This is a genomic window from Stenotrophomonas sp. GZD-301 (assembly GCF_049310345.1).
Classification (GTDB): domain Bacteria; phylum Pseudomonadota; class Gammaproteobacteria; order Xanthomonadales; family Xanthomonadaceae; genus Stenotrophomonas.
The window spans coordinates 113,143-130,383 of record NZ_JBMOWY010000040.1; the positions used below are offsets into that span (position 1 = coordinate 113,143).

General features: G+C 69.2%; 18 protein-coding genes. 14 read left to right on the forward strand and 4 right to left on the reverse strand.

Going from position 1 to position 17,241, the window contains the following annotated elements:
- Positions 1–53: 53 nt before the first annotated feature.
- Positions 54–1,436 (reverse strand): PLP-dependent aminotransferase family protein, encoded by a 1,383-nt coding sequence (locus ACO6VK_RS10830; protein ID WP_422506995.1) that lies wholly within the window; start codon positions 1,434–1,436, stop codon positions 54–56.
- Between the two features lie 191 nt (positions 1,437–1,627).
- Here ACO6VK_RS10830 and cyoA point away from each other — a divergent pair, with 191 nt between their 5' ends.
- The 7 genes from cyoA to ACO6VK_RS10865 are packed head-to-tail and all read left to right on the forward strand — an operon-like array spanning position 1,628 to position 8,122.
- Positions 1,628–2,602: a ubiquinol oxidase subunit II gene (gene cyoA, locus ACO6VK_RS10835; protein WP_422506997.1), complete on the forward strand. Its 975-nt coding sequence runs from the start codon at positions 1,628–1,630 to the stop codon at positions 2,600–2,602.
- 2 nt (positions 2,603–2,604) lie between these two features.
- Entirely contained in the window at positions 2,605–4,584 is a 1,980-nt protein-coding gene (gene cyoB, locus ACO6VK_RS10840; protein ID WP_422506999.1) for a cytochrome o ubiquinol oxidase subunit I, read from the forward strand.
- Positions 4,581–5,219 carry a cytochrome o ubiquinol oxidase subunit III gene (cyoC, locus tag ACO6VK_RS10845; protein ID WP_422507001.1) on the forward strand — a complete coding sequence of 213 codons (639 nt, stop codon included), beginning with the start codon at positions 4,581–4,583 and terminating at the stop codon, positions 5,217–5,219. Before cyoB ends, cyoC begins: the two co-directional genes overlap by 4 nt.
- A complete protein-coding gene (gene cyoD / locus ACO6VK_RS10850; protein ID WP_422507003.1) occupies positions 5,216–5,554 on the forward strand; it encodes a cytochrome o ubiquinol oxidase subunit IV in 339 nt (112 codons plus the stop codon). Before cyoC ends, cyoD begins: the two co-directional genes overlap by 4 nt.
- Positions 5,551–6,033: a copper chaperone PCu(A)C gene (locus ACO6VK_RS10855; protein WP_422507005.1), complete on the forward strand. Its 483-nt coding sequence runs from the start codon at positions 5,551–5,553 to the stop codon at positions 6,031–6,033. Before cyoD ends, ACO6VK_RS10855 begins: the two co-directional genes overlap by 4 nt.
- Positions 6,030–6,599 (forward strand): SCO family protein, encoded by a 570-nt coding sequence (locus tag ACO6VK_RS10860; RefSeq protein WP_422507007.1) that lies wholly within the window; start codon positions 6,030–6,032, stop codon positions 6,597–6,599. The genes ACO6VK_RS10855 and ACO6VK_RS10860 overlap by 4 nt, the downstream gene beginning before the upstream one ends.
- Positions 6,596–8,122: an MFS transporter gene (locus ACO6VK_RS10865; RefSeq protein WP_422507009.1), complete on the forward strand. Its 1,527-nt coding sequence runs from the start codon at positions 6,596–6,598 to the stop codon at positions 8,120–8,122. The genes ACO6VK_RS10860 and ACO6VK_RS10865 overlap by 4 nt, the downstream gene beginning before the upstream one ends.
- Here ACO6VK_RS10865 and ACO6VK_RS10870 read toward each other — a convergent pair.
- Entirely contained in the window at positions 8,082–8,915 is an 834-nt protein-coding gene (locus tag ACO6VK_RS10870) for a class I SAM-dependent methyltransferase (protein WP_422507011.1), read from the reverse strand. The two genes, ACO6VK_RS10865 and ACO6VK_RS10870, sit on opposite strands and share 41 nt — an antisense overlap.
- A gap of 76 nt (positions 8,916–8,991) precedes the next feature.
- Here ACO6VK_RS10870 and ACO6VK_RS10875 point away from each other — a divergent pair, with 76 nt between their 5' ends.
- On the forward strand, positions 8,992–9,387 hold the full coding sequence (locus ACO6VK_RS10875) for a helix-turn-helix domain-containing protein (RefSeq protein WP_422507013.1): 396 nt from the start codon (positions 8,992–8,994) through the stop codon (positions 9,385–9,387).
- Positions 9,388–9,457: 70 nt separating this feature from the next.
- Here the strand turns inward: ACO6VK_RS10875 and ACO6VK_RS10880 are convergent, their stop codons facing one another.
- Positions 9,458–10,807, reverse strand: a complete 1,350-nt coding sequence (locus ACO6VK_RS10880; protein WP_422507015.1) for an Nramp family divalent metal transporter — start codon at positions 10,805–10,807, stop codon at positions 9,458–9,460.
- A 161-nt stretch (positions 10,808–10,968) separates the two neighbouring features.
- Here ACO6VK_RS10880 and ACO6VK_RS10885 point away from each other — a divergent pair, with 161 nt between their 5' ends.
- The 3 genes from ACO6VK_RS10885 to ACO6VK_RS10895 all read left to right on the forward strand — a co-directional run bounded on the left by ACO6VK_RS10885 (position 10,969) and on the right by ACO6VK_RS10895 (position 13,945).
- Positions 10,969–11,742 (forward strand): hypothetical protein, encoded by a 774-nt coding sequence (locus ACO6VK_RS10885; protein ID WP_422507017.1) that lies wholly within the window; start codon positions 10,969–10,971, stop codon positions 11,740–11,742.
- Positions 11,743–11,850: 108 nt separating this feature from the next.
- A complete protein-coding gene (locus ACO6VK_RS10890; RefSeq protein WP_422507019.1) occupies positions 11,851–12,828 on the forward strand; it encodes a zinc-binding dehydrogenase in 978 nt (325 codons plus the stop codon).
- Positions 12,829–12,961: 133 nt separating this feature from the next.
- Positions 12,962–13,945: an aldo/keto reductase gene (locus ACO6VK_RS10895; protein ID WP_422507021.1), complete on the forward strand. Its 984-nt coding sequence runs from the start codon at positions 12,962–12,964 to the stop codon at positions 13,943–13,945.
- A 2-nt stretch (positions 13,946–13,947) separates the two neighbouring features.
- Here the strand turns inward: ACO6VK_RS10895 and ACO6VK_RS10900 are convergent, their stop codons facing one another.
- Positions 13,948–14,838 carry a LysR family transcriptional regulator gene (locus ACO6VK_RS10900; RefSeq protein WP_422507023.1) on the reverse strand — a complete coding sequence of 297 codons (891 nt, stop codon included), beginning with the start codon at positions 14,836–14,838 and terminating at the stop codon, positions 13,948–13,950.
- A 181-nt stretch (positions 14,839–15,019) separates the two neighbouring features.
- Here ACO6VK_RS10900 and ACO6VK_RS10905 point away from each other — a divergent pair, with 181 nt between their 5' ends.
- From ACO6VK_RS10905 to ACO6VK_RS10915, 3 genes are read left to right on the forward strand one after another with little or no spacing between them, the layout of a single operon-like run.
- A complete protein-coding gene (locus tag ACO6VK_RS10905) occupies positions 15,020–15,487 on the forward strand; it encodes a (R)-mandelonitrile lyase (RefSeq protein ID WP_422507025.1) in 468 nt (155 codons plus the stop codon).
- Positions 15,488–15,547: 60 nt separating this feature from the next.
- Positions 15,548–16,219: a class I SAM-dependent methyltransferase gene (locus ACO6VK_RS10910; protein WP_422507027.1), complete on the forward strand. Its 672-nt coding sequence runs from the start codon at positions 15,548–15,550 to the stop codon at positions 16,217–16,219.
- 60 nt (positions 16,220–16,279) lie between these two features.
- Positions 16,280–17,197, forward strand: a complete 918-nt coding sequence (locus ACO6VK_RS10915) for a M14 family metallopeptidase (protein ID WP_422507029.1) — start codon at positions 16,280–16,282, stop codon at positions 17,195–17,197.
- Positions 17,198–17,241: the final 44 nt, after the last annotated feature.

A 17,241-nucleotide genomic window follows, 5' to 3' on the forward strand; every position in this document is an offset into this window, starting at 1 on the left:
ACGGGCCCGCCGTCGCTGCGTGGGCGCACATGCTACTCCGCCCGGCGCAGCGGTCACACCGTCCATGTCGCTTCCTGGCCCGCAGGCAGGTGCATCAGCTGGTCGAGCTGGCGCAGCGCCCGGTGCAGCTCCTGGCGGCTGGCGGCGGCGCCCAGCGAGATCCGCACCGCATCGGTGATGGCCACCCCTTCCGGGGTAAAGGCCGACGACGGCGCGATGCCGAGGCCCTGCAGGCGGGCGGCGTGGGTAAGGCTGACATCGGTCCAGTGTGCAGGCAGCCGGCACCAGGCGTGCACCCCCGCGCACGCCTGCAGGAACCGCGGCGACAGCGCGGAGCGCGCCAGGTAGCGGCGTTCGGCCGCCTCGTCCTGCACCAGCTTGAGCATCGCCTGTGCCGAGCCGTCCAGGATCAACTGGGTGACCAGCGCGTTCATCAGCGGCGGTGCCATCAGGTTGACGGCGCGCAGCGCATCCAGCACCGCCTGGCGGGCGACGCCGTCAGGCAGGTGCACGAACGCGGTATGCAGCCCGGGGCTGAGGCATTTGGACAGGGTGGAGATGTAACAGGTGTGCTCGGGCGCATGCAGCGCGAGCGGGGCGGGCGCGTCCTCGGCCAGCAGCCAGTAAGGGTCGTCCTCGATCAGCTGCAGATCCTGCGCGCGCAGCACCTCGGCCAACGCGCGCCGACGTGCGTCGGGCAGCGTATGCGCGGTGGGGTTCTGCGCGGTCGGGTTGAGGTAGACCACGCGCGCCCCGGTGGTGCGGGCAAGCCGGCGCAGCGCGTCCGGGCGCATGCCGTGTTCGTCGCTGTCCACCACCTGCAGTCGCCGCTGCAGCACCCGTGCGGCGTGCAGCAGGCCCGGGTAGACCAGCGGCTCGCACAGCACCGTATCGCCTGCGTCGGTCAAGGCCAGCAGCAGCGCCGACAACGCTGCCTGCGCGCCCTCGGTGACCACCAGCCGTGCCGGCTCGCAGCGGCCCAGGATCGGCTTCAGCCACTGCGCGGCGGCCAACTGGTCGGCCGCGCTGCCGCCGCCGACGTGGTACGTCATCAGGTTGCCGGCATCGCTGCGGGTCAGTACCGACGACAGCCCGCGCCGCAGCACCTCGGCCACCTGGCCGCCGCCGGGGCTGGGCGGCAGGTTCATGCTCAGGTCCACCAGCTGCGCCAGCTCGACCTGCGGCGGTGCCACGAACGAGCCCAGCGGGCCGCGCGCGTCGATCAGCCCGCGTTTGCGCGCTTCATTGAAGGCGCGGGTAATGGTGGTCAGGTCCACCCCCAGTTCGCCAGCCAGGGTGCGCTGCGCCGGCAGGCGTTGGCCGGGGCGCAGTGCGCCGGACCACACCGCGCGCTCCAGCGCCTGCACGATGCGCAGGTACACCGGCCCGTGGCCGTCGGCGATGAGGCGCTGCCAATCGGCGGTCGTTGCGTTCATCGCCGCATCTTACCCGTCACCCCACCGCTGCCTGCGACAGTGTGTCGCATCATGTATGGATCATGTCGTTGCCTAACGTACGCGGCTGCGGCGGGCACCCCCCATGCATATCGGTCATGCAGGGGGGCGTCCGCCACTTTCCTGTTACGGGCCGCCCCGGCCCGGGTACCGCGTTGGAAGGGCCGTCACGCATGAACCCAGCTACACACACCGCTCGCCGGACCCCGTGGTCCGGTCGCCGCAACGCCGGACGATGGTTCGGCCTGGCAGCCCTGCTGCCACTGCTCTCGGGTTGCAAAAACCTGGAGCTGTTCAATCCGATGGGCAGCATCGCCGAGCAGGAGATGCAGCTGATCCTGGTCTGTACCGGGCTCATGCTGCTGGTGGTGGTGCCGGTCATCCTGCTCACGCTGTACTTCGCGTGGCGCTACCGCGAATCCAACACCCGGGCGACCTACGCGCCGGACTGGTCGCACTCCACCGCGATCGAAGTGGTGGTGTGGACCATTCCGTGCCTGATCGTGGTGGTGCTTGGCGTGCTGATCTGGCGCAGCACGCATGCACTGGACCCCTACCGGCCCATCGCCTCGGACAAGGCGCCGCTGCGCGTGGAGGTGGTGTCGCTGAACTGGAAGTGGCTGTTCATCTACCCCGACCACAACGTGGCCACGGTCAACGAGCTTGTGATGCCCGTCGATACGCCGGTGGCCTTCAAGCTGACGTCCGAGTCGATGATGAACGCCTTCTTCGTGCCGCAGCTCGGCAGCATGGTGTACACGATGGCCGGGATGCAGACCCGCCTGCACCTGATCGGGCACACCCCGGGCACCTACGCCGGCATGTCCTCGGCCTACAGCGGCTCCGGCTTCTCGGACATGAAGTTCGATGCACGCGTGGTCACCGAGGCGGACTTCCAGCAGTGGCTGGTGCAGGCCCGCGGTACCGGGGAGCACCTGGGCGCGGCGCGTCTGACGGCGCTTGAGGCACCGACCCACGGCGCGCCGATGCAGCGCTTCGCCAGCGTCGATGCCGGCCTGTTCTCCAGCGTGCTGCGCCGCTACGGCGGCATGCCCGATGACGAAATCTGCCTGCCGGGCGAGGAGCCCGGCGCCACATCCCAACTCGTGAGCCTGGCCGCGCCTGCCAGCCGTACCGCGGAGAACTGATTGTGCTTGGAAAGTTGAACCTGGAAGCGATTCCCTACCACGACCCGATCATCATGTCGGCGCTGGCGGGCTCGCTGCTGCTGGGCGCGGCGATCATCGCGGCCATCACGTATTACAAGAAGTGGGGCTACATCTGGACCGAGTGGATCACCTCGGTGGACCACAAGAAGATCGGCGTGATGTACATCATCCTGGCGCTGGTCATGCTGGTGCGCGGCTTTGCCGACGCTCTGATGATGCGCGCCCAGCAGGCGATCGCGGCCAACGATGCGGCCGGCTACCTGCCGCCGGAACACTACGACCAGATCTTCACCGCGCATGGCGTGATCATGATCTTCTTCGTGGCGACCCCGCTCATCGTGGGCCTGATGAACGTGGTGGTGCCGCTGCAGATCGGCGCGCGCGACGTCGCGTTCCCGTTCGTCAACTCGCTGAGCTTCTGGCTGTCGGCGGTGGGCGCGGCACTGGTGATGGCGTCCATGTTCGTCGGCGACTTTGCCGCCACCGGCTGGGTGGCCTATCCGCCGCTGTCGGGGATCGAGTACAGCCCAACGGTGGGCGTGGACTACTACATCTGGTCGCTGCAGGTCTCGGGTATCGGCACCACGCTGACCGGCCTGAACTTCATCGTCACCATCCTCAAGATGCGTGCGCCGGGCATGGACCTGATGAAGATGCCGGTGTTCACCTGGACCGCGCTGATCACCAACATCCTGATCGTGGCGATCTTCCCGGTGCTGACCGCGACCCTGGCGCTGTTGACGATGGACCGCTACTTCGGCATGCATTTCTTCACCAATGATGCCGGCGGCAACGCCATGATGTACGTCAACCTGATCTGGATCTGGGGCCATCCGGAAGTCTATGTGCTGATCCTGCCGTGCTTCGGCGCGTTCTCCGAGATCATCGCCACCTTCTCCGGCAAGCCGCTGTTCGGCTACCGCTCGATGGTCTACGCGACCTCGTCGATCGGCATCCTGTCGTTCTTCGTGTGGCTGCACCACTTCTTCACGATGGGCTCGGGCGCGAACGTCAATGCCTTCTTCGGCATCATGACCTCGATCATCTCCATTCCCACCGGCGTGAAGCTGTTCAACTGGCTGTTCACCATGTACCGGGGGCGCATCCGCTACCACTCCTCGACCATGTGGACGATCGGGTTCATGGTCACCTTCGCACTGGGTGGCATGACCGGCGTGATGCTGGCCATCCCGGGCGCGGACTTCGTGCTGCACAACAGCCTGTTCCTGATCGCGCATTTCCATAACGTGATCATCGGTGGCGTGGTGTTCGGCTGCCTGGCCGGCATCAGCTTCTGGTTCCCCAAGGCGTTCGGCTTCACCCTCAACGAGCGCTGGGGCAAGATCTCCTTCTGGTGCTGGCTGGTCGGCTTCTACCTGGCCTTCATGCCGCTGTACGTGCTTGGCTTCAAGGGCATGACCCGGCGCATGAACCACTACGCGGTCGACGGCTACCAGCCGTGGCTGATCGTGGCGGCCATCGGTGCACTGGTGATCGCTGCCGGCATCGCGGCGATGTTCATCCAGTTCTACGTCAGCGTGCGCGACCGCAAGGCCAACCAGGACCTGACCGGTGACCCGTGGAACGCGCGCAGCCTGGAATGGGCGACCTCCTCGCCGCCGCCGTTCTACAACTTCGCCAAGTTGCCGGTGATCACCTCGCTGGAACAGCATTGGGACGACAAGCAGCAGGGCCGCGCCTGGCAGCGCCAGGATCACTACGAGGACATCCACATGCCCCGCAACACCGCCGCGGGCGTGGTGATCTCGGTGTTCAGCCTGATCCTCTGCTTCGCGCTGGTCTGGCATATGTGGGTGGTGGCCGGCATCGGCCTGATCGGTGTGATCGCCACGTTCGTGCTGCGTTCCTATGACCGCGACGTGGACTACTACGTGCCCGCCGCCGAGGTGAAGCGCATCGAAGAAGCGCATCTTGCGCAGATGGAAGGAGCCAGGGCATGAGCGGCGATACCCGGAGTGCAGCAGCGCTGCACGATACGCTCGACGCCGGCCAGCACCACGCCGCGCATGAGCACCATGACGACGGCAGCAAGACCGTCGTCGGGTTCTGGATGTACCTGATGGGCGACTGCCTGATCTTCGCGGTGCTGTTCGCGACGTTCGGGGTGCTGCTCAACGGGACCGCCGACGGCCCCAGCGGCAAGGAGCTGTTCAAGCTGGGCTTCGTCCTGTCCGAAACGGTGGTGCTGCTGCTCAGCAGCTTCACCTTCGGCCTGGCGATGCTGGGCATGCAGGCCGGCCGGCGAAATCAGGTGGTCGGCTGGCTGGCGGTGACCGGCCTGCTCGGCGCGGTGTTCATCGGCATGGAACTGTACGAGTTCGCCGAGCTCATCCATGAGGGCGCAACCCCGGATGTGAGCGCCTATCTGTCGGCGTACTTCACCCTGGTGGCCACGCATGGTCTGCACGTCACCTTTGGCCTGCTGTGGCTGGCCATCATGATCCACCAGGTACTGAAGTTCGGCCTGGATGGCATCGTGCGCCGTCGTCTGGCCTGCCTGAGCCTGTTCTGGCACTTCCTGGATCTGATCTGGATCTGCGTGTTCACCTTCGTCTACCTGCGGGAGTTCGTATGAGCCACTCTGCTGCCGATGCCGATCACGGCGGTGGCCACGCCACCCTGAAGGGCTACATCGTTGGCCTGCTGCTGTGCCTGGTGCTGACCGGTGCGTCGTTTGGCGTGGTCATGACCGAGCTGGTGCCGCAGCCGCTGCGGCTCACCGCCATCGTGGTGCTGTGCGTGGTGCAGCTGGTCGCGCAGCTGGTGCTGTTCCTGCACATCGGTGCCGGCCGCAGCCAGCGCGAGAACACCGGCATCTTCCTGTGCACGGCGTTCCTGATCGCCATCGTGGTGGCCGGCTCGCTGTGGGTGATGCACAACGCCAACCTCAACATGATGCCGATGCAATGACGCGCGCATCCGGTCTGCTGCTGACCGCCCTCCTGGCCGGCACCGGTGCGGTGTCGATGCCGGTGGGGGCGGTGGCCGCGCCTGCCGCGTCGCCGGCGATCGCCTACGATGCGGCGTGGATCCGGCTGCCGCCGCCGGCGGCACAGGTCGCGGCGGGCTACATCCAGCTGCACAATGCCGGCGCCGATGACCGCCTGGTGGGCGCAAGCTGCAGGGACTTCGCGCAGGTGCAGATCCACGCGATGCGCATGGACGGCGAGGTCATGCGCATGCATGCGCTGCCGGACGGTCTGGCGTTGGCCGCCGGGACGTCGGTGGCGCTGCAGCCCGGTGGTTACCACCTCATGCTGATGACCCCCAAGCGGCCATTGCAGGACGGGCAGGTGGTGCGGGTGCGTCTGCAGTTCGAGCGGGCGGGAACGCTGCCGGTGGACTTCGTGGTACGCAACGTGGCCGCCGCCTCCGGTGGCACCCGATGAGGACGCTGCGTGCCGCCGTGGTGGCCGCCGCCGTGCTGCTGGCGGCCTGCCAGCCGGCCGACGCACCGGTCATGGGCCAGGCCGCGCTGGAGTCGGTGGCGCTGCAGAGCAGCGATGGGCGGAGTCTGTCCATCGCCGCGCTGCGGGGGCAGCCGACCCTGCTGTTCTTCGGCTTCACCCACTGTCCCGAGGTATGCCCGCTGAGCCTGCACAAGGCCGTGCAGTTCAAGCGACGGCTAGGTCCGCTCGGCGAGCGCCTGCAGGTGGTATTCGTGACGGTCGATCCGGCGCGTGATACGCCGGCGCATCTGCACGAGTACCTGGCCGCGTTCGACCCGACCTTCATCGGCCTGTCCGGCGACGAGGCCGGCACCCGCGCCGTGGCTGAAAGTCTTGGCGTGACGTACCGGCGCGTGGGCGAGGGCGACACGGCGACCTTCGAGCACACCGCGTCCTGGTTCCTGCTCGGTGCCGACGGCGCGCTTCAGGACGTGTACGGCTACGCCCTCGACGACCGCGACATCGAAACCCGGCTGCGCGCGCGTCTGGCGGTGCCCGGGGCATGAGCCCGGCATCGCCGCCACGCACGGCCCGGTCGGATGCGGTGCTGGTGCTGGCGTCCGCGGGCTGCGCGCTGACCGTGCTGGACACCAACGTGGTGGGCGTGGTGCTGCCGACCATCGCACGGGATCTGTCGGCCAGCTTCGCCGACATCGAGTGGGTGGTGAGCGCCTACGTACTGTGTTTCGCCTCGCTGCTGCTGCCGGCCGGCACGCTGGCCGACCGCATTGGTCGCCGCCGGCTGTACGTGATCGGGCTGCTGCTGTTCGCGGCGACCTCGGTGGCCTGCGGGGTGGCCGCGAGCGCGCCGGTGCTGTATCTGGCGCGGGCGGGGCAGGGCGCGGCGGCGGCATTCATGCTGGCCCCGGCGCTGTCGCTGATCGGCCACGCGCACCAGGACGCCGCGTCGCGGGCGCGGGCTTGGGCCATCTGGGGCGCGATCATGGGCCTGACGATGGTGCTGGCGCCGCTGATCGGGGGTGCCATCGCAACCTGGCTGGGCTGGCGCTGGGCCTTTCACCTGAACCTGCCGCTGTGCCTGCTGCTCGCCGCCTTGAGCGCGCGCCACATCGCCGACTCGCGCGATCCGCAGCGGCGGCCGGTCGATGTGCCGGGCGTGCTGCTGTTCGCCGGCGCGATGCTGGCGTGGACCTGGGGATTGATCCGCGGCCCTGTCGCCGGCTGGGCGAGCGCGGCGGTGCTGCCCTGGCTGCTCGCTGCTGTCGTGCTGGCCGGCGCTTTCGTGGTGGTCGAGCGCGGCCGCGCGCAGCCGATGCTCGACCTGCGCCTGTTCCGGTACCCGGCCGTGGTCGGGGCGGTGATCGCGATGTTCGCGTATGCCGCAGCGGTGCAGGTGATGGCCTCGCTGCTGCCGCTGCTGCTGCAGAACGCACGCGGCGACAGCGTGCTGCAGGCTGCGCTGCACATGCTGCCGTTTGCGCTGGCCATGCTGGTGATGCCCTTCGCAGGGCGTCGTCTCGGCCGCCGCTGGTCGGCCGGGACGCTGTTGGCGCTCGGCCTTGGCGTGGCGGTCCTTGGCAATCTCGGCATCGCACTGGCGTTGTGGCGGCACAGCGACCTTGGTCTGCTGCTGGCAATGGCGGTGCTGGGCAGCGGTGGCGGGCTGCTCAATGGCGAAACGCAGAAGGCGATCATGAGCGTGATGCCGGCCGAGCGTGCAGGCATGGCCTCCGGGATCAGCACCACTGCGCGGTTCTCGGGCATTCTGCTCGGCTTCGCCACGCTGGGCGCGGTGCTGGCGAGCCAGGTGCGCGCCAATGCCGCGCAGCGCTTTGCCGAGGCCGGTCACGCCGTGTCGCCGGCCCTGCTGGAGCGCGTGGTGGTGGGCGAGCTGTCGATGGCCGCCGATGGCATGGGCCGCCTGGCACGCCAGGCCTATGCGGGCGGCGCGGTGTATGCGTTCGTGACGGCGGCGGGCATCGCACTGGTCGCAATGGCGCTGACGGGGGTGTTGATGCGGCGACCGGTCACGGCGCGCGGGCGTGCAGCGCCCAGCAGGCGGCGGTAAAGGCCACCGTGTCGCGCTCGATGAAGGGCGCGAAGGCCGCGTCCATCGCCGCCAGCACGCGACTGCGGCGCGCGGCATCGACGTCCGGGCTGCGCAGCGCCTGGCCCACCGGCCCCAGCAGGGCGACGTAGCGCGTCAGCTCCTCCCGCGTGATCCGGCAGACCACATCCAGCGGCTCGATCCGGATATCGGCCCAGCCGCTTGCCGCCAGCAGGGCCGCGACCGCCTCGCGGTCGGCGAACGCGAACTGCCCCGGGCCGCCCGGGCTGCGCGGCGGCAGCGGGAGCAGCGGTGCGGCAGCGCGTTCGGCGGTGGTCATGAACGGATTTTCCGCGGCCGCGCGCCAGGCGATGGCGTGGAGCGTGCCGCCGGGGCGGGTGGCATCGCGTAGTCCGGCAAAGGCACGCTGCGGATCGTCGAAGAACATCACCCCGAAGCGGGACACCACGCGGTCGATGCGGGCGGCGGGAAACGCATGGCGCTGTGCGTCGGCGACCAGGAAGGTCGCCGCCACGGCATCGGTACGCGCCCGCGCGCGCGCGGCGTCGATCATCGGCGCGGAGATGTCGACGCCGGTACAGTGGCCACCGGCGCCCAGCCGGCCGGCGATCGCCAGGCTCACCGCGCCGGTGCCACAGCCGACATCGAGGACCTGCCATTCCGCGCCCGGCGGAACCGCATCGGCGAGCACCCGCGCCAGTGGCGCGAACATGGTGTCGAGCAGGCGCTGCGCCTGCACCCACGCCAGACCGGCGGGGCCATTCCACAGCGCGTGTTGGGAGGTGTCGGTCATGGCGGACTCGCTTCGGACTTGCCAGCAGGGGAGGGAGCCCGCACTGTGCCACTTCAAGTGCACATGAGGTCAAGCCATGCAGGAACTGGATATCGCCGAGGTTGCCCGCCGCTCCGGTCTGGCGGCGTCGGCACTGCGCCACTACGAGAGCGTGGGGCTGATCCATGCGATCGGGCGGCGTGGGCTGCGCCGGGTGTTCGATGCCGGCGTGCTGGAGCAGCTGGCGCTGATCGCACTGGGGCGCGCGGCGGGCATGACCCTGCAGGAGATCGGCACGCTGTTGGGCACGGCAGAGGCGGGCGGCTTCGACCGCGCGCAGTTGAGCGCCCGGGCCGATGAGCTTGATCGCAGCATCCAGACCATGACCCGCGTGCGCGACGGTCTGCGCCACGCAGCGCGCTGCCGTGCACCCAGCCACCTGGCCTGTCCGCGCTTCCGCGCGTTGATGCGGCGTGCGGCGGGCCCGCGCTGACGCTACCATCACGCCCATCAGCCTGACGCTGGAGCGGGCGTTCTCAGCACTGCGGACGGCGTGATGTTGATCAGCCCGCCAGCGTGTCCACCAGCAGTTTGACGTTGAGCACCACGATCACCGCCGCGATCAGCCAGGACAGTGCGATCAGCCAGCGCGGCGCGACCAGCGCGCCCATCTTGGCCTTGTCCGAGACGAAGCGCACCAGCGGGATCACCGCGAACGGCAGCTGCATGGACAGCAGCACCTGGCTGAGCACCAGCAGCCGCGCGGTGCCCTGCTCTCCGTAGATGGCCGTCACCACCACCACCGGCACGATGGCGATGCCGCGGGTGATCAGCCGGCGCGCCCACGGCGCGATGCGCAGCCGCAGGAAGCCTTCCATCACGATCTGGCCGGCCAGCGTGGCGGTCACCGTGGAGTTGATGCCCGAGGCGAGCAGGGCAACGGCAAACAGCGTGGAAGCCAGGCCCACGCCCAGCATCGGTGCCAGCAGTTCGTAGGCCTGCTCGATCTCCTGCACGTCGGTGCGGCCGTGCGCATGGAACACCGCCGCCGCCAGGATCAGGATCGAGGCATTGATGAACAAGGCCAGCATCAGCGCCAGGGTGCTGTCGGCCACCGCCCAGCGCAGCGCGCTGCGGCGGCCGGTGTCGGTACGCGGGTACGCGCGGGTCTGCACGATGGAGGAATGCAGATACAGGTTGTGCGGCATCACCGTGGCCCCGATGATGCCGATCGCCAGGTACAGCGCCTGCGGGTTGGTCACCACCTCGGCATGCGGGATGAAGCCGGCCAGCACGGCCTGCAGCGGCGGCGCGGCCAGCGCGATCTGGACCGCGAAGCAGCCGAAGATCACCAGCAGCAGCGCGATGACGAAGGCTTCCAGTGCACGGAAGCCACGGTGCATCAGCAGCAGCACCAGCACCACGTCCACGGCGGTGATGACCGCGCCGGCCAGGAGCGGGATGCCGAACAGCAGTTTCAGCGCGATGGCGGTGCCGATCACTTCGGCCAGGTCGCAGGCGATGATCGCGATTTCGCACAGCAGCCACAGGCCCAGGTTCACCGGCCGGGTGTAATGGTCGCGGCAGGCCTGGGCGAGGTCGCGGCCGGTGGCGATGCCGAGCCGCGCCGACAGCCCCTGCAGCACGATGGCCATCAGGTTGGACAGCAGGATCACCGACAGCAGCAGATAGCCGAACTGCGCGCCACCGGCGATGTCGGTGGCCCAGTTGCCCGGGTCCATGTAGCCGACCGACACCATGTAGCCCGGGCCGAGGAAGGCGAGTAGCCGGAACCACCAGTGGCCACCACTGGGCACGGCCACGCTGGCGTTCATCTCGCCCAGGCTCGGGCTGTGTCCGGCCGCCGTCGGCCAGGCGGGGTCTGCAGGGGCAGGGTGGCGGGGGCGGTCCATGCCTCAATATAGCAAAGGCTATGTTAGTAAGTGCTTGCAATATCGGGCCGTATCGCATCGGGAACCGGCCACGCCCGGAAAGCACATCGGCTGGCACGCAATGCCACCGTCTTAACCGCCAACCGCGTATCGTCATCGCTCTTTCGTTGGGTAGGTGATGCATGCGCTGGATTGTGTTGTTGGCCGCGATGGCCATGCCGGTCGTCTCGTGGTTCTCGCAGTCCGGCATGTTCGGTCCGACCAATGGCGCCATCTCAGACCGCTATCCCACCCTGCTGGTGGCGGCCGGCTACGCGTTCGCGATCTGGGGCCTGATCTTCCTCTGGGACGTGGTGTTCGGCCTGTGGCAGCTGCGGCGGCGCAAGCCCGACCTCGACGGCGTGCGTGGCTGGGCGGCGTGCGGCTTTGCGCTCACCGCGGCGTGGATGCCGGTGTTTTCCAACCAGTGGTTCCTGCCGGCGCTGGCCATCATCTGGGCCGCCCTGATCTGCCTGCTGGTGGCCGCATTCCGCGCCTCACCGCTCAACGCCAGCGGCGCGCAGCGCGCCTGGGCCGCCTATCCGCTGGCATTGCACGCCGGCTGGCTGAGCATGGCCGCGTTCCTCAACACCGCGCAGGTCATCGTGGCCTACCAGTGGCTGCCCACCCAGAACATGTTCGGCTGGAGCGTGGTGCTGCTGGTGCTGGCCACGCTGCTGGCGTGGTGGGCCAACCATCGCCTGCGCGGTCACTTCGCCTATCCGGCCGCCGTTGTCTGGGCGCTGGTGGGCGTGCACATCAAGCAGTCCGGCTGGACCCTGCCGGGCGCGGACAGCATTGCCGTGCTGGCCCTGGCGGCCGGTGCACTGCTGGTCCTGCAGACCCTGCTGCTGCGGGCACGCGCCTGGCGCCATCCGGTGCCGGCGGTGGCCGCAGCGCACCGTCACCGGCGCTGAGCGCAGCGCCATCTTCCATCCTTCCAGGAGATCCCCCATGACGATCCTGATGCGTGTTTCACCGTTCCCCATCCAGCGCGACGCGGCCTGCCGCGTCGGGAGCCGCTGATGCGGGCGGCGCTGCATGACCGTTTCGGCGAGCCGGCCGATGTGCTGCGCTGCGACCAGGCCCGCATGCCCGAGCCGGGCACGGGCGAGGTCCGCATCCGCACCGTGCTGGCCCCCATCCACAACCACGACCTGTGGACCGTGCGCGGGCGCTACGGCTACAAGCCGCCGCTGCCGGCCATTGGCGGCAGCGAAGCCACTGGCGTCATCGATGCCCTCGGCGCCGGTGTGGAGGGCCTGGAAGTGGGGCAGCGGGTCAGCGCGGCCTCGGTGCACGGCACCTGGGCCGAAGCCTTCATCGCCCCGTCACGCATGGTCATTCCGATGCCCGATGCGATTGGCGACGAGGTGGCTGCACAGTTGATCGCCATGCCGCTCAGCGCCTTGATGCTGCTGGAGTTCCTGCAGGTGCGACCGGGCCAGTGGATTCTGCAGAACGCCGCCAACGGCGCGGTGGGCAAGGCGCTGGCGATGCTGGCCAAGGCGCGCGGGGTGCACTGCGTGAACCTGGTGCGGCGCGACGACGGCGTGGCGGACATGGCGGCATTGGGCATCGACAACACGGTGTCCACCGCACGCTCGGACTGGATGGCGCAGCTGCAGGCGCTGGTCGGCGAGCAGTCCATCGCCGCGGCGGTCGACTCGGTCGGCGGCCGGGCGAGCAGCGAGCTGATGACCCTGCTCGGCGACGGCGGCACGCTGGTGTCGTTCGGGTCGATGAGCGGCGAGCCAATGCAGCTCAATTCGGGCGACGTGATCTTCAAGCAGGCCACGGTCAAGGGTTTCTGGGGCAGCAAGGTCAGCCAGGCGATGGCACCGGACGACAAACGACGTCTGGTCGGCGAACTGCTGCAGCTGGCGGCCAACGGTGGCCTGAGCCTGCCCGTGGAGGGTGTGTACGGGCTGGAAGAGGTGGCCGACGCGGCCCGTGCCAGCCTTGAAGCCGGCCGCAGCGGCAAGGTGCTGCTGCGGCCCTGAGCCGGTGCGCGAACAGGTGTTGATGACGCCGGTTCATGACCGCATGCGCGCCAGCCCCTGCAATCGGGGGCCGGCGCGCGCGTAACGTGACCGCTCCCCCGTCCGGCGCCACTGGCGCACGCAGGAGCCCTGCATGATCACCCGTACTCTGGGCCGTAGTGGCCTCACCGTTTCCGCGCTCGGCCTGGGCTGCATGGGGCTGAGCTATGGCTATGGCCCCGCCACCGGTCACGACGCCGCCGTGCGCCTGCTCCACGCGGCCGTGGAGCAGGGCGTCACGTTCTTCGATACCGCCGAAGCCTATGGGCCGTTCACCAACGAGCGCCTGCTCGGCGAGGCCCTGGCGCCGTACCGCGATCGCGTGGTGATCGCGACCAAGTTCGGCTTCCGCGAGGGCCACGCGGACGCCGGGCTGGACAGCCGGCCGGCGCGCATCCGGGCCGTTGCCGAGGCCAGCCTGGCGCGGTTGAAGACCGAGCGCATCGATCTGTTCTACCAGCATCGGGTCGATCCGCAGGTGCCGATCGAAGACGTCGCCGGTACCGTCAGGGATCTGATCGCCGAGGGCAAAGTGGGTCATTTCGGGCTGTCCGAAGCGGGTGCCGAGACCGTGAGGCGCGCCCATGCGGTGCAGCCGGTGACGGCCCTGCAGAGCGAATACTCGCTGTGGTGGCGCGAGCCGGAGACCAGCGTGTTGCCGGTGCTGGAGGAACTGGGCATCGGCTGTGTCCCGTTCAGTCCCCTCGGCAAGGGCTTTCTGACCGGCGCGATCCAGGCCGATACCGCCTTCGCCGCCGATGACTTCCGCAACTCGGTCCCGCGCTTCGCCGCCGAGGCCCGGGCCGCCAACCAGGCGCTGGTCGACCGCATCACCGCCATCGCCACCGACCACCAGGCCACGCCCGCGCAGATCGCCCTGGCTTGGCTGCTGTCGCGCAAGCCGTGGATCGTGCCGATTCCCGGCACCACCCGGCCCGAGCGGCTGCAGGAAAATCTTGGCGCGCTGGCCCTGCAGCTGGACAGTGGCGATCTCGCCGACATCCAGGCGGCGCTGGACGCGGTGACCATCGTCGGCGACCGCTACAACGCCGCGCGCCAGCAACTGGTCGGGCGCTAGCGCTAGCGGTAGCGCAGCGCGTCGATCACCACCCGCATCGCGCTCGAGGACTGGCGGCGGCTGGGGTAGTAGGCGTAGTAGCCGTCGAACACGTCGCACCAGTCCGCCATCACCCGCTGCAGTTGCCCGGCGGCGAGGTGCTCGAGCACCATGTCCTCGGGCAGGTAGGCCAGCCCCGCGCCCACCAGCGCGGCGCGCAGGATCGCGCTGCTGCCGTTGAAGGTCCACTGGCCGGCCACGCGCACGTTCACGTCCTCGCCGTCCTTGTGCAGGTCCCACACCATCAGGCCGCCGTGGGTGGGCAGGCGCAGGCCGATGCAGTCGTGCGCGGCAAGGTCGCCCGGTGTGACCGGCGCGACATGCCGGGTGAAGTAGGCCGGGCTGGCCACGATCGCCATCCGCTGCGGCCCGCTGATCGGCACGGCGATCATGTCGCGGGCCACCTTGCCGCCGAGGCGGATGCCGATGTCGTAGCGCTGGGCGACGATGTCGGCCAGCCCGTAGTCCACGGTCAGCTCGAGCTTCAGATCGGGGTAGCGTGGCAGCACCGCGCTCAGCCGCGGCCAGACCAGGGTGTTGGCCGCGTGTTCGGCGGTGGTGATGCGGATGGTGCCGGCCGGGTGGTCGCGGTACTCGGCGATGGCGACCAGTTCGGCCTCGATGTCCTGCATGCGCGGGGCCACCGTGTCGTACAGGCGCTCGCCGGCTTCGGTCATCGAGACGCTGCGGGTGGTGCGGGTCAGCAGGCGCACGCCCAGCCGTTCCTCCAGCCCGCGCACGGTATGGCTCAGGGCCGACTGCGAGACCCCGAGCTGGGCCGCGGCGCGGGTAAAACTGCGCTCGCGGGCAACGGTGACAAACCCCTGCAGGTCGTTGAGATTCTCGCGGGCCATTGATGAGTCCGGTGGATGGCAAGGGAGGATTGATTGAACCCAATCATGGGCGCAGGGGGCGAGAGGGTGCAACGCCGGCGTTGCGATTGATGAGCATCGGTACTGGGTCCATGCGGCGCTGGCCGGCTAGTCCGCGGTCCCGGCACTGCCTACAGTGAATCGACTGCCACAGGAGACGCCCATGTCCATGTTCACCACTGCCTTGTCGCTGACCATGATGGCCGCATCGCTGCCTGCCGAGACGGCGCCGATCCGGATCGCCAAGGCCGGCAGCGCGGCGTCCGTCGCCGGGCCGGCGGACTACTTCACCGGCACCGTGCGCATCGATGCGCCGTTCCAGGCCGATGCGCCGGCCCGCGTCGGCGGTGCCACCGTCACCTTCGAGCCCGGCGCACGCACCGCCTGGCATACCCATCCCCTCGGCCAGACCCTGATCGTCACGCAGGGGGCGGGCCACGTGCAGGAGTGGGGCAAGCCCGCGCAGGCGATCCGGCCGGGCGACATCGTCTGGATCCCACCGGGCGTCAAGCACTGGCACGGCGCGCAGGCGGATGTCGCTATGACGCACATCGCCATCGCCGAGGCGGTGGACGGTTCGCCGGTCACATGGCTGGAGAAAGTCAGCGACGCGCAGTACGCCGGGGGATGACAGGCGTCGGTTCGGACCTGTAATGTAACGTATATAGTTACATTATTCGGACGTGTGCTGATGGATGCCTATGCAGACCCCGCCGCCGTGACGCGTTATGCGGAAGGCCCCCCTCGGCTGGTCCCCGGCTTCGTCGACCTGCAACGTATGTGCACCCAGCTGCTGGCCGAATCCGCGCCCGCGCAGGCCCGCGTGCTGGTCCTCGGCGCGGGCGGCGGGCTGGAGCTGCGTGCCTTCGCCACGGCGCACCCGGGCTGGCGCTTCGATGGGGTGGACCCGTCGGCCCCGATGCTTGCCCTGGCGGCGCAGACGCTCGGCGATCTGGCGGGGCGCGCCACGCTCCACCACGGTTACATCGACAGCGCGCCGCAGGGGCCGTTCGACGCCGCCGCCTGCCTGCTGACGCTGCATTTCGTGGCGGCGCCGGCGCGCATGGCCACCTTGCAGGCGCTGCACCAGCGGCTGCGGCCGGGGGCGCCGCTGGTACTGGCGCACATGAGTTTCGATCAGGCGGCCGAGTCGCGCGAACGCTGGCTGGCACGGTACGCCGCCTTCGCGGTGTCGTCGGGCATCGCACCCGCGCAGGCCGCCAACGGGCGTGCGGCGGTGGCCGACCACCTGCACGTGCTGTCGCCGGCGCAGGATGAAGCGATGCTGCGCGACGCCGGCTTCGCCCGGGTCGAACCGTTCTACCAGGGGCTGTGTTTCCGCGGCTGGCTCGCCCACGCGTGAGGGCAGGTGCGGCGGCGATGATAAAATCCCCGTTTTCCTGCCACCGGACGCGAGCACGCCATGAACGACGCCACCTTCTACCCGATCGGTACCCCCGGCCAGCCGTGGGGCGCAGCGGAGAAGGCGCAGTGGCGCGCGCGCCAGGTGCCGCAGCGGCGCTATGCCGATGACGTGCTGCCGGCGGTGGAGGCCCTGCGCGACACGTTCGATGTCAGCCAGTACGGCACGCTCGATTACGCCCCGGACCAGTACCCGCTGTTTGCCGTGCGCAGCCGCGACTGGAACCCGGCGCTGCCCACCATGCTGGTCACCGGCGGCATTCATGGGTACGAAACCAGCGGCGTGCAGGGCGCGCTGCAGTTCCTGCAGACGCGTGCCGCCGGGTACGCCGGCCGCGCCAATCTGCTGGTGGTGCCGTGTGTGAGCCCGTGGGGCTACGAGCGCATCCAGCGCTGGAACGCCGATGCGATCGATCCGAACCGCTCCTTCGTGGCCAACAGCCCGGCCGCCGAATCGGCAGCATTGACCGCCCTGGTCGCGCCGTTGCGCGGCAGCATCGTGATGCACATCGATCTGCATGAGACCACCGACAGCGATGAAACCGAGTTCCGCCCGGCGCTGGCCGCACGCGACGGCAAGCCGTTCGAGCCGGGCCTGATTCCCGATGGTTTCTATCTGGTCGATGACACCGAGAACCCGCAGCCGGCGTTCCAGACCGCGGTGAATGCCGCGGTGGAGCAGGTGACGCATATCGCCCCGGCCGACGACAAGGGCGAAATCATCGGCTCGCCGGTGGTGGCCCCGGGGGTGATCGAGTACCCCCTGGAGAAGCTGGGCCTGTGCGCCAGCGTCAGCGGCGCCCGTTACACCACCACCACCGAGGTGTACCCGGACAGCCCGCGCGCCACCCCGCAGCAGTGCAACGATGCGCAGGTCGCGGCGATCTGCGCGGCGATCGACTACGCGCTGACGCACTGAAGTCACCGCGGCACCTCAACGGGTAGTGCCGGCCGCTGGCCGGC

Coding starts and splice junctions, on each gene's coding strand:
- ACO6VK_RS10830 (WP_422506995.1), bottom strand. CDS start 1,436: ATGAACGCAACGACCGCCGATTGGCAGCGCCTCATCGCCGACGGCCAC.
- cyoA (WP_422506997.1), top strand. CDS start 1,628: ATGAACCCAGCTACACACACCGCTCGCCGGACCCCGTGGTCCGGTCGC.
- cyoC (WP_422507001.1), top strand. CDS start 4,581: ATGAGCGGCGATACCCGGAGTGCAGCAGCGCTGCACGATACGCTCGAC.
- cyoD (WP_422507003.1), top strand. CDS start 5,216: ATGAGCCACTCTGCTGCCGATGCCGATCACGGCGGTGGCCACGCCACC.
- ACO6VK_RS10855 (WP_422507005.1), top strand. CDS start 5,551: ATGACGCGCGCATCCGGTCTGCTGCTGACCGCCCTCCTGGCCGGCACC.
- ACO6VK_RS10860 (WP_422507007.1), top strand. CDS start 6,030: ATGAGGACGCTGCGTGCCGCCGTGGTGGCCGCCGCCGTGCTGCTGGCG.
- ACO6VK_RS10865 (WP_422507009.1), top strand. CDS start 6,596: ATGAGCCCGGCATCGCCGCCACGCACGGCCCGGTCGGATGCGGTGCTG.
- ACO6VK_RS10870 (WP_422507011.1), bottom strand. CDS start 8,915: ATGACCGACACCTCCCAACACGCGCTGTGGAATGGCCCCGCCGGTCTG.
- ACO6VK_RS10875 (WP_422507013.1), top strand. CDS start 8,992: ATGCAGGAACTGGATATCGCCGAGGTTGCCCGCCGCTCCGGTCTGGCG.
- ACO6VK_RS10880 (WP_422507015.1), bottom strand. CDS start 10,807: ATGGACCGCCCCCGCCACCCTGCCCCTGCAGACCCCGCCTGGCCGACG.
- ACO6VK_RS10885 (WP_422507017.1), top strand. CDS start 10,969: ATGCGCTGGATTGTGTTGTTGGCCGCGATGGCCATGCCGGTCGTCTCG.
- ACO6VK_RS10890 (WP_422507019.1), top strand. CDS start 11,851: ATGCGGGCGGCGCTGCATGACCGTTTCGGCGAGCCGGCCGATGTGCTG.
- ACO6VK_RS10895 (WP_422507021.1), top strand. CDS start 12,962: ATGATCACCCGTACTCTGGGCCGTAGTGGCCTCACCGTTTCCGCGCTC.
- ACO6VK_RS10900 (WP_422507023.1), bottom strand. CDS start 14,838: ATGGCCCGCGAGAATCTCAACGACCTGCAGGGGTTTGTCACCGTTGCC.
- ACO6VK_RS10905 (WP_422507025.1), top strand. CDS start 15,020: ATGTCCATGTTCACCACTGCCTTGTCGCTGACCATGATGGCCGCATCG.
- ACO6VK_RS10910 (WP_422507027.1), top strand. CDS start 15,548: ATGGATGCCTATGCAGACCCCGCCGCCGTGACGCGTTATGCGGAAGGC.
- ACO6VK_RS10915 (WP_422507029.1), top strand. CDS start 16,280: ATGAACGACGCCACCTTCTACCCGATCGGTACCCCCGGCCAGCCGTGG.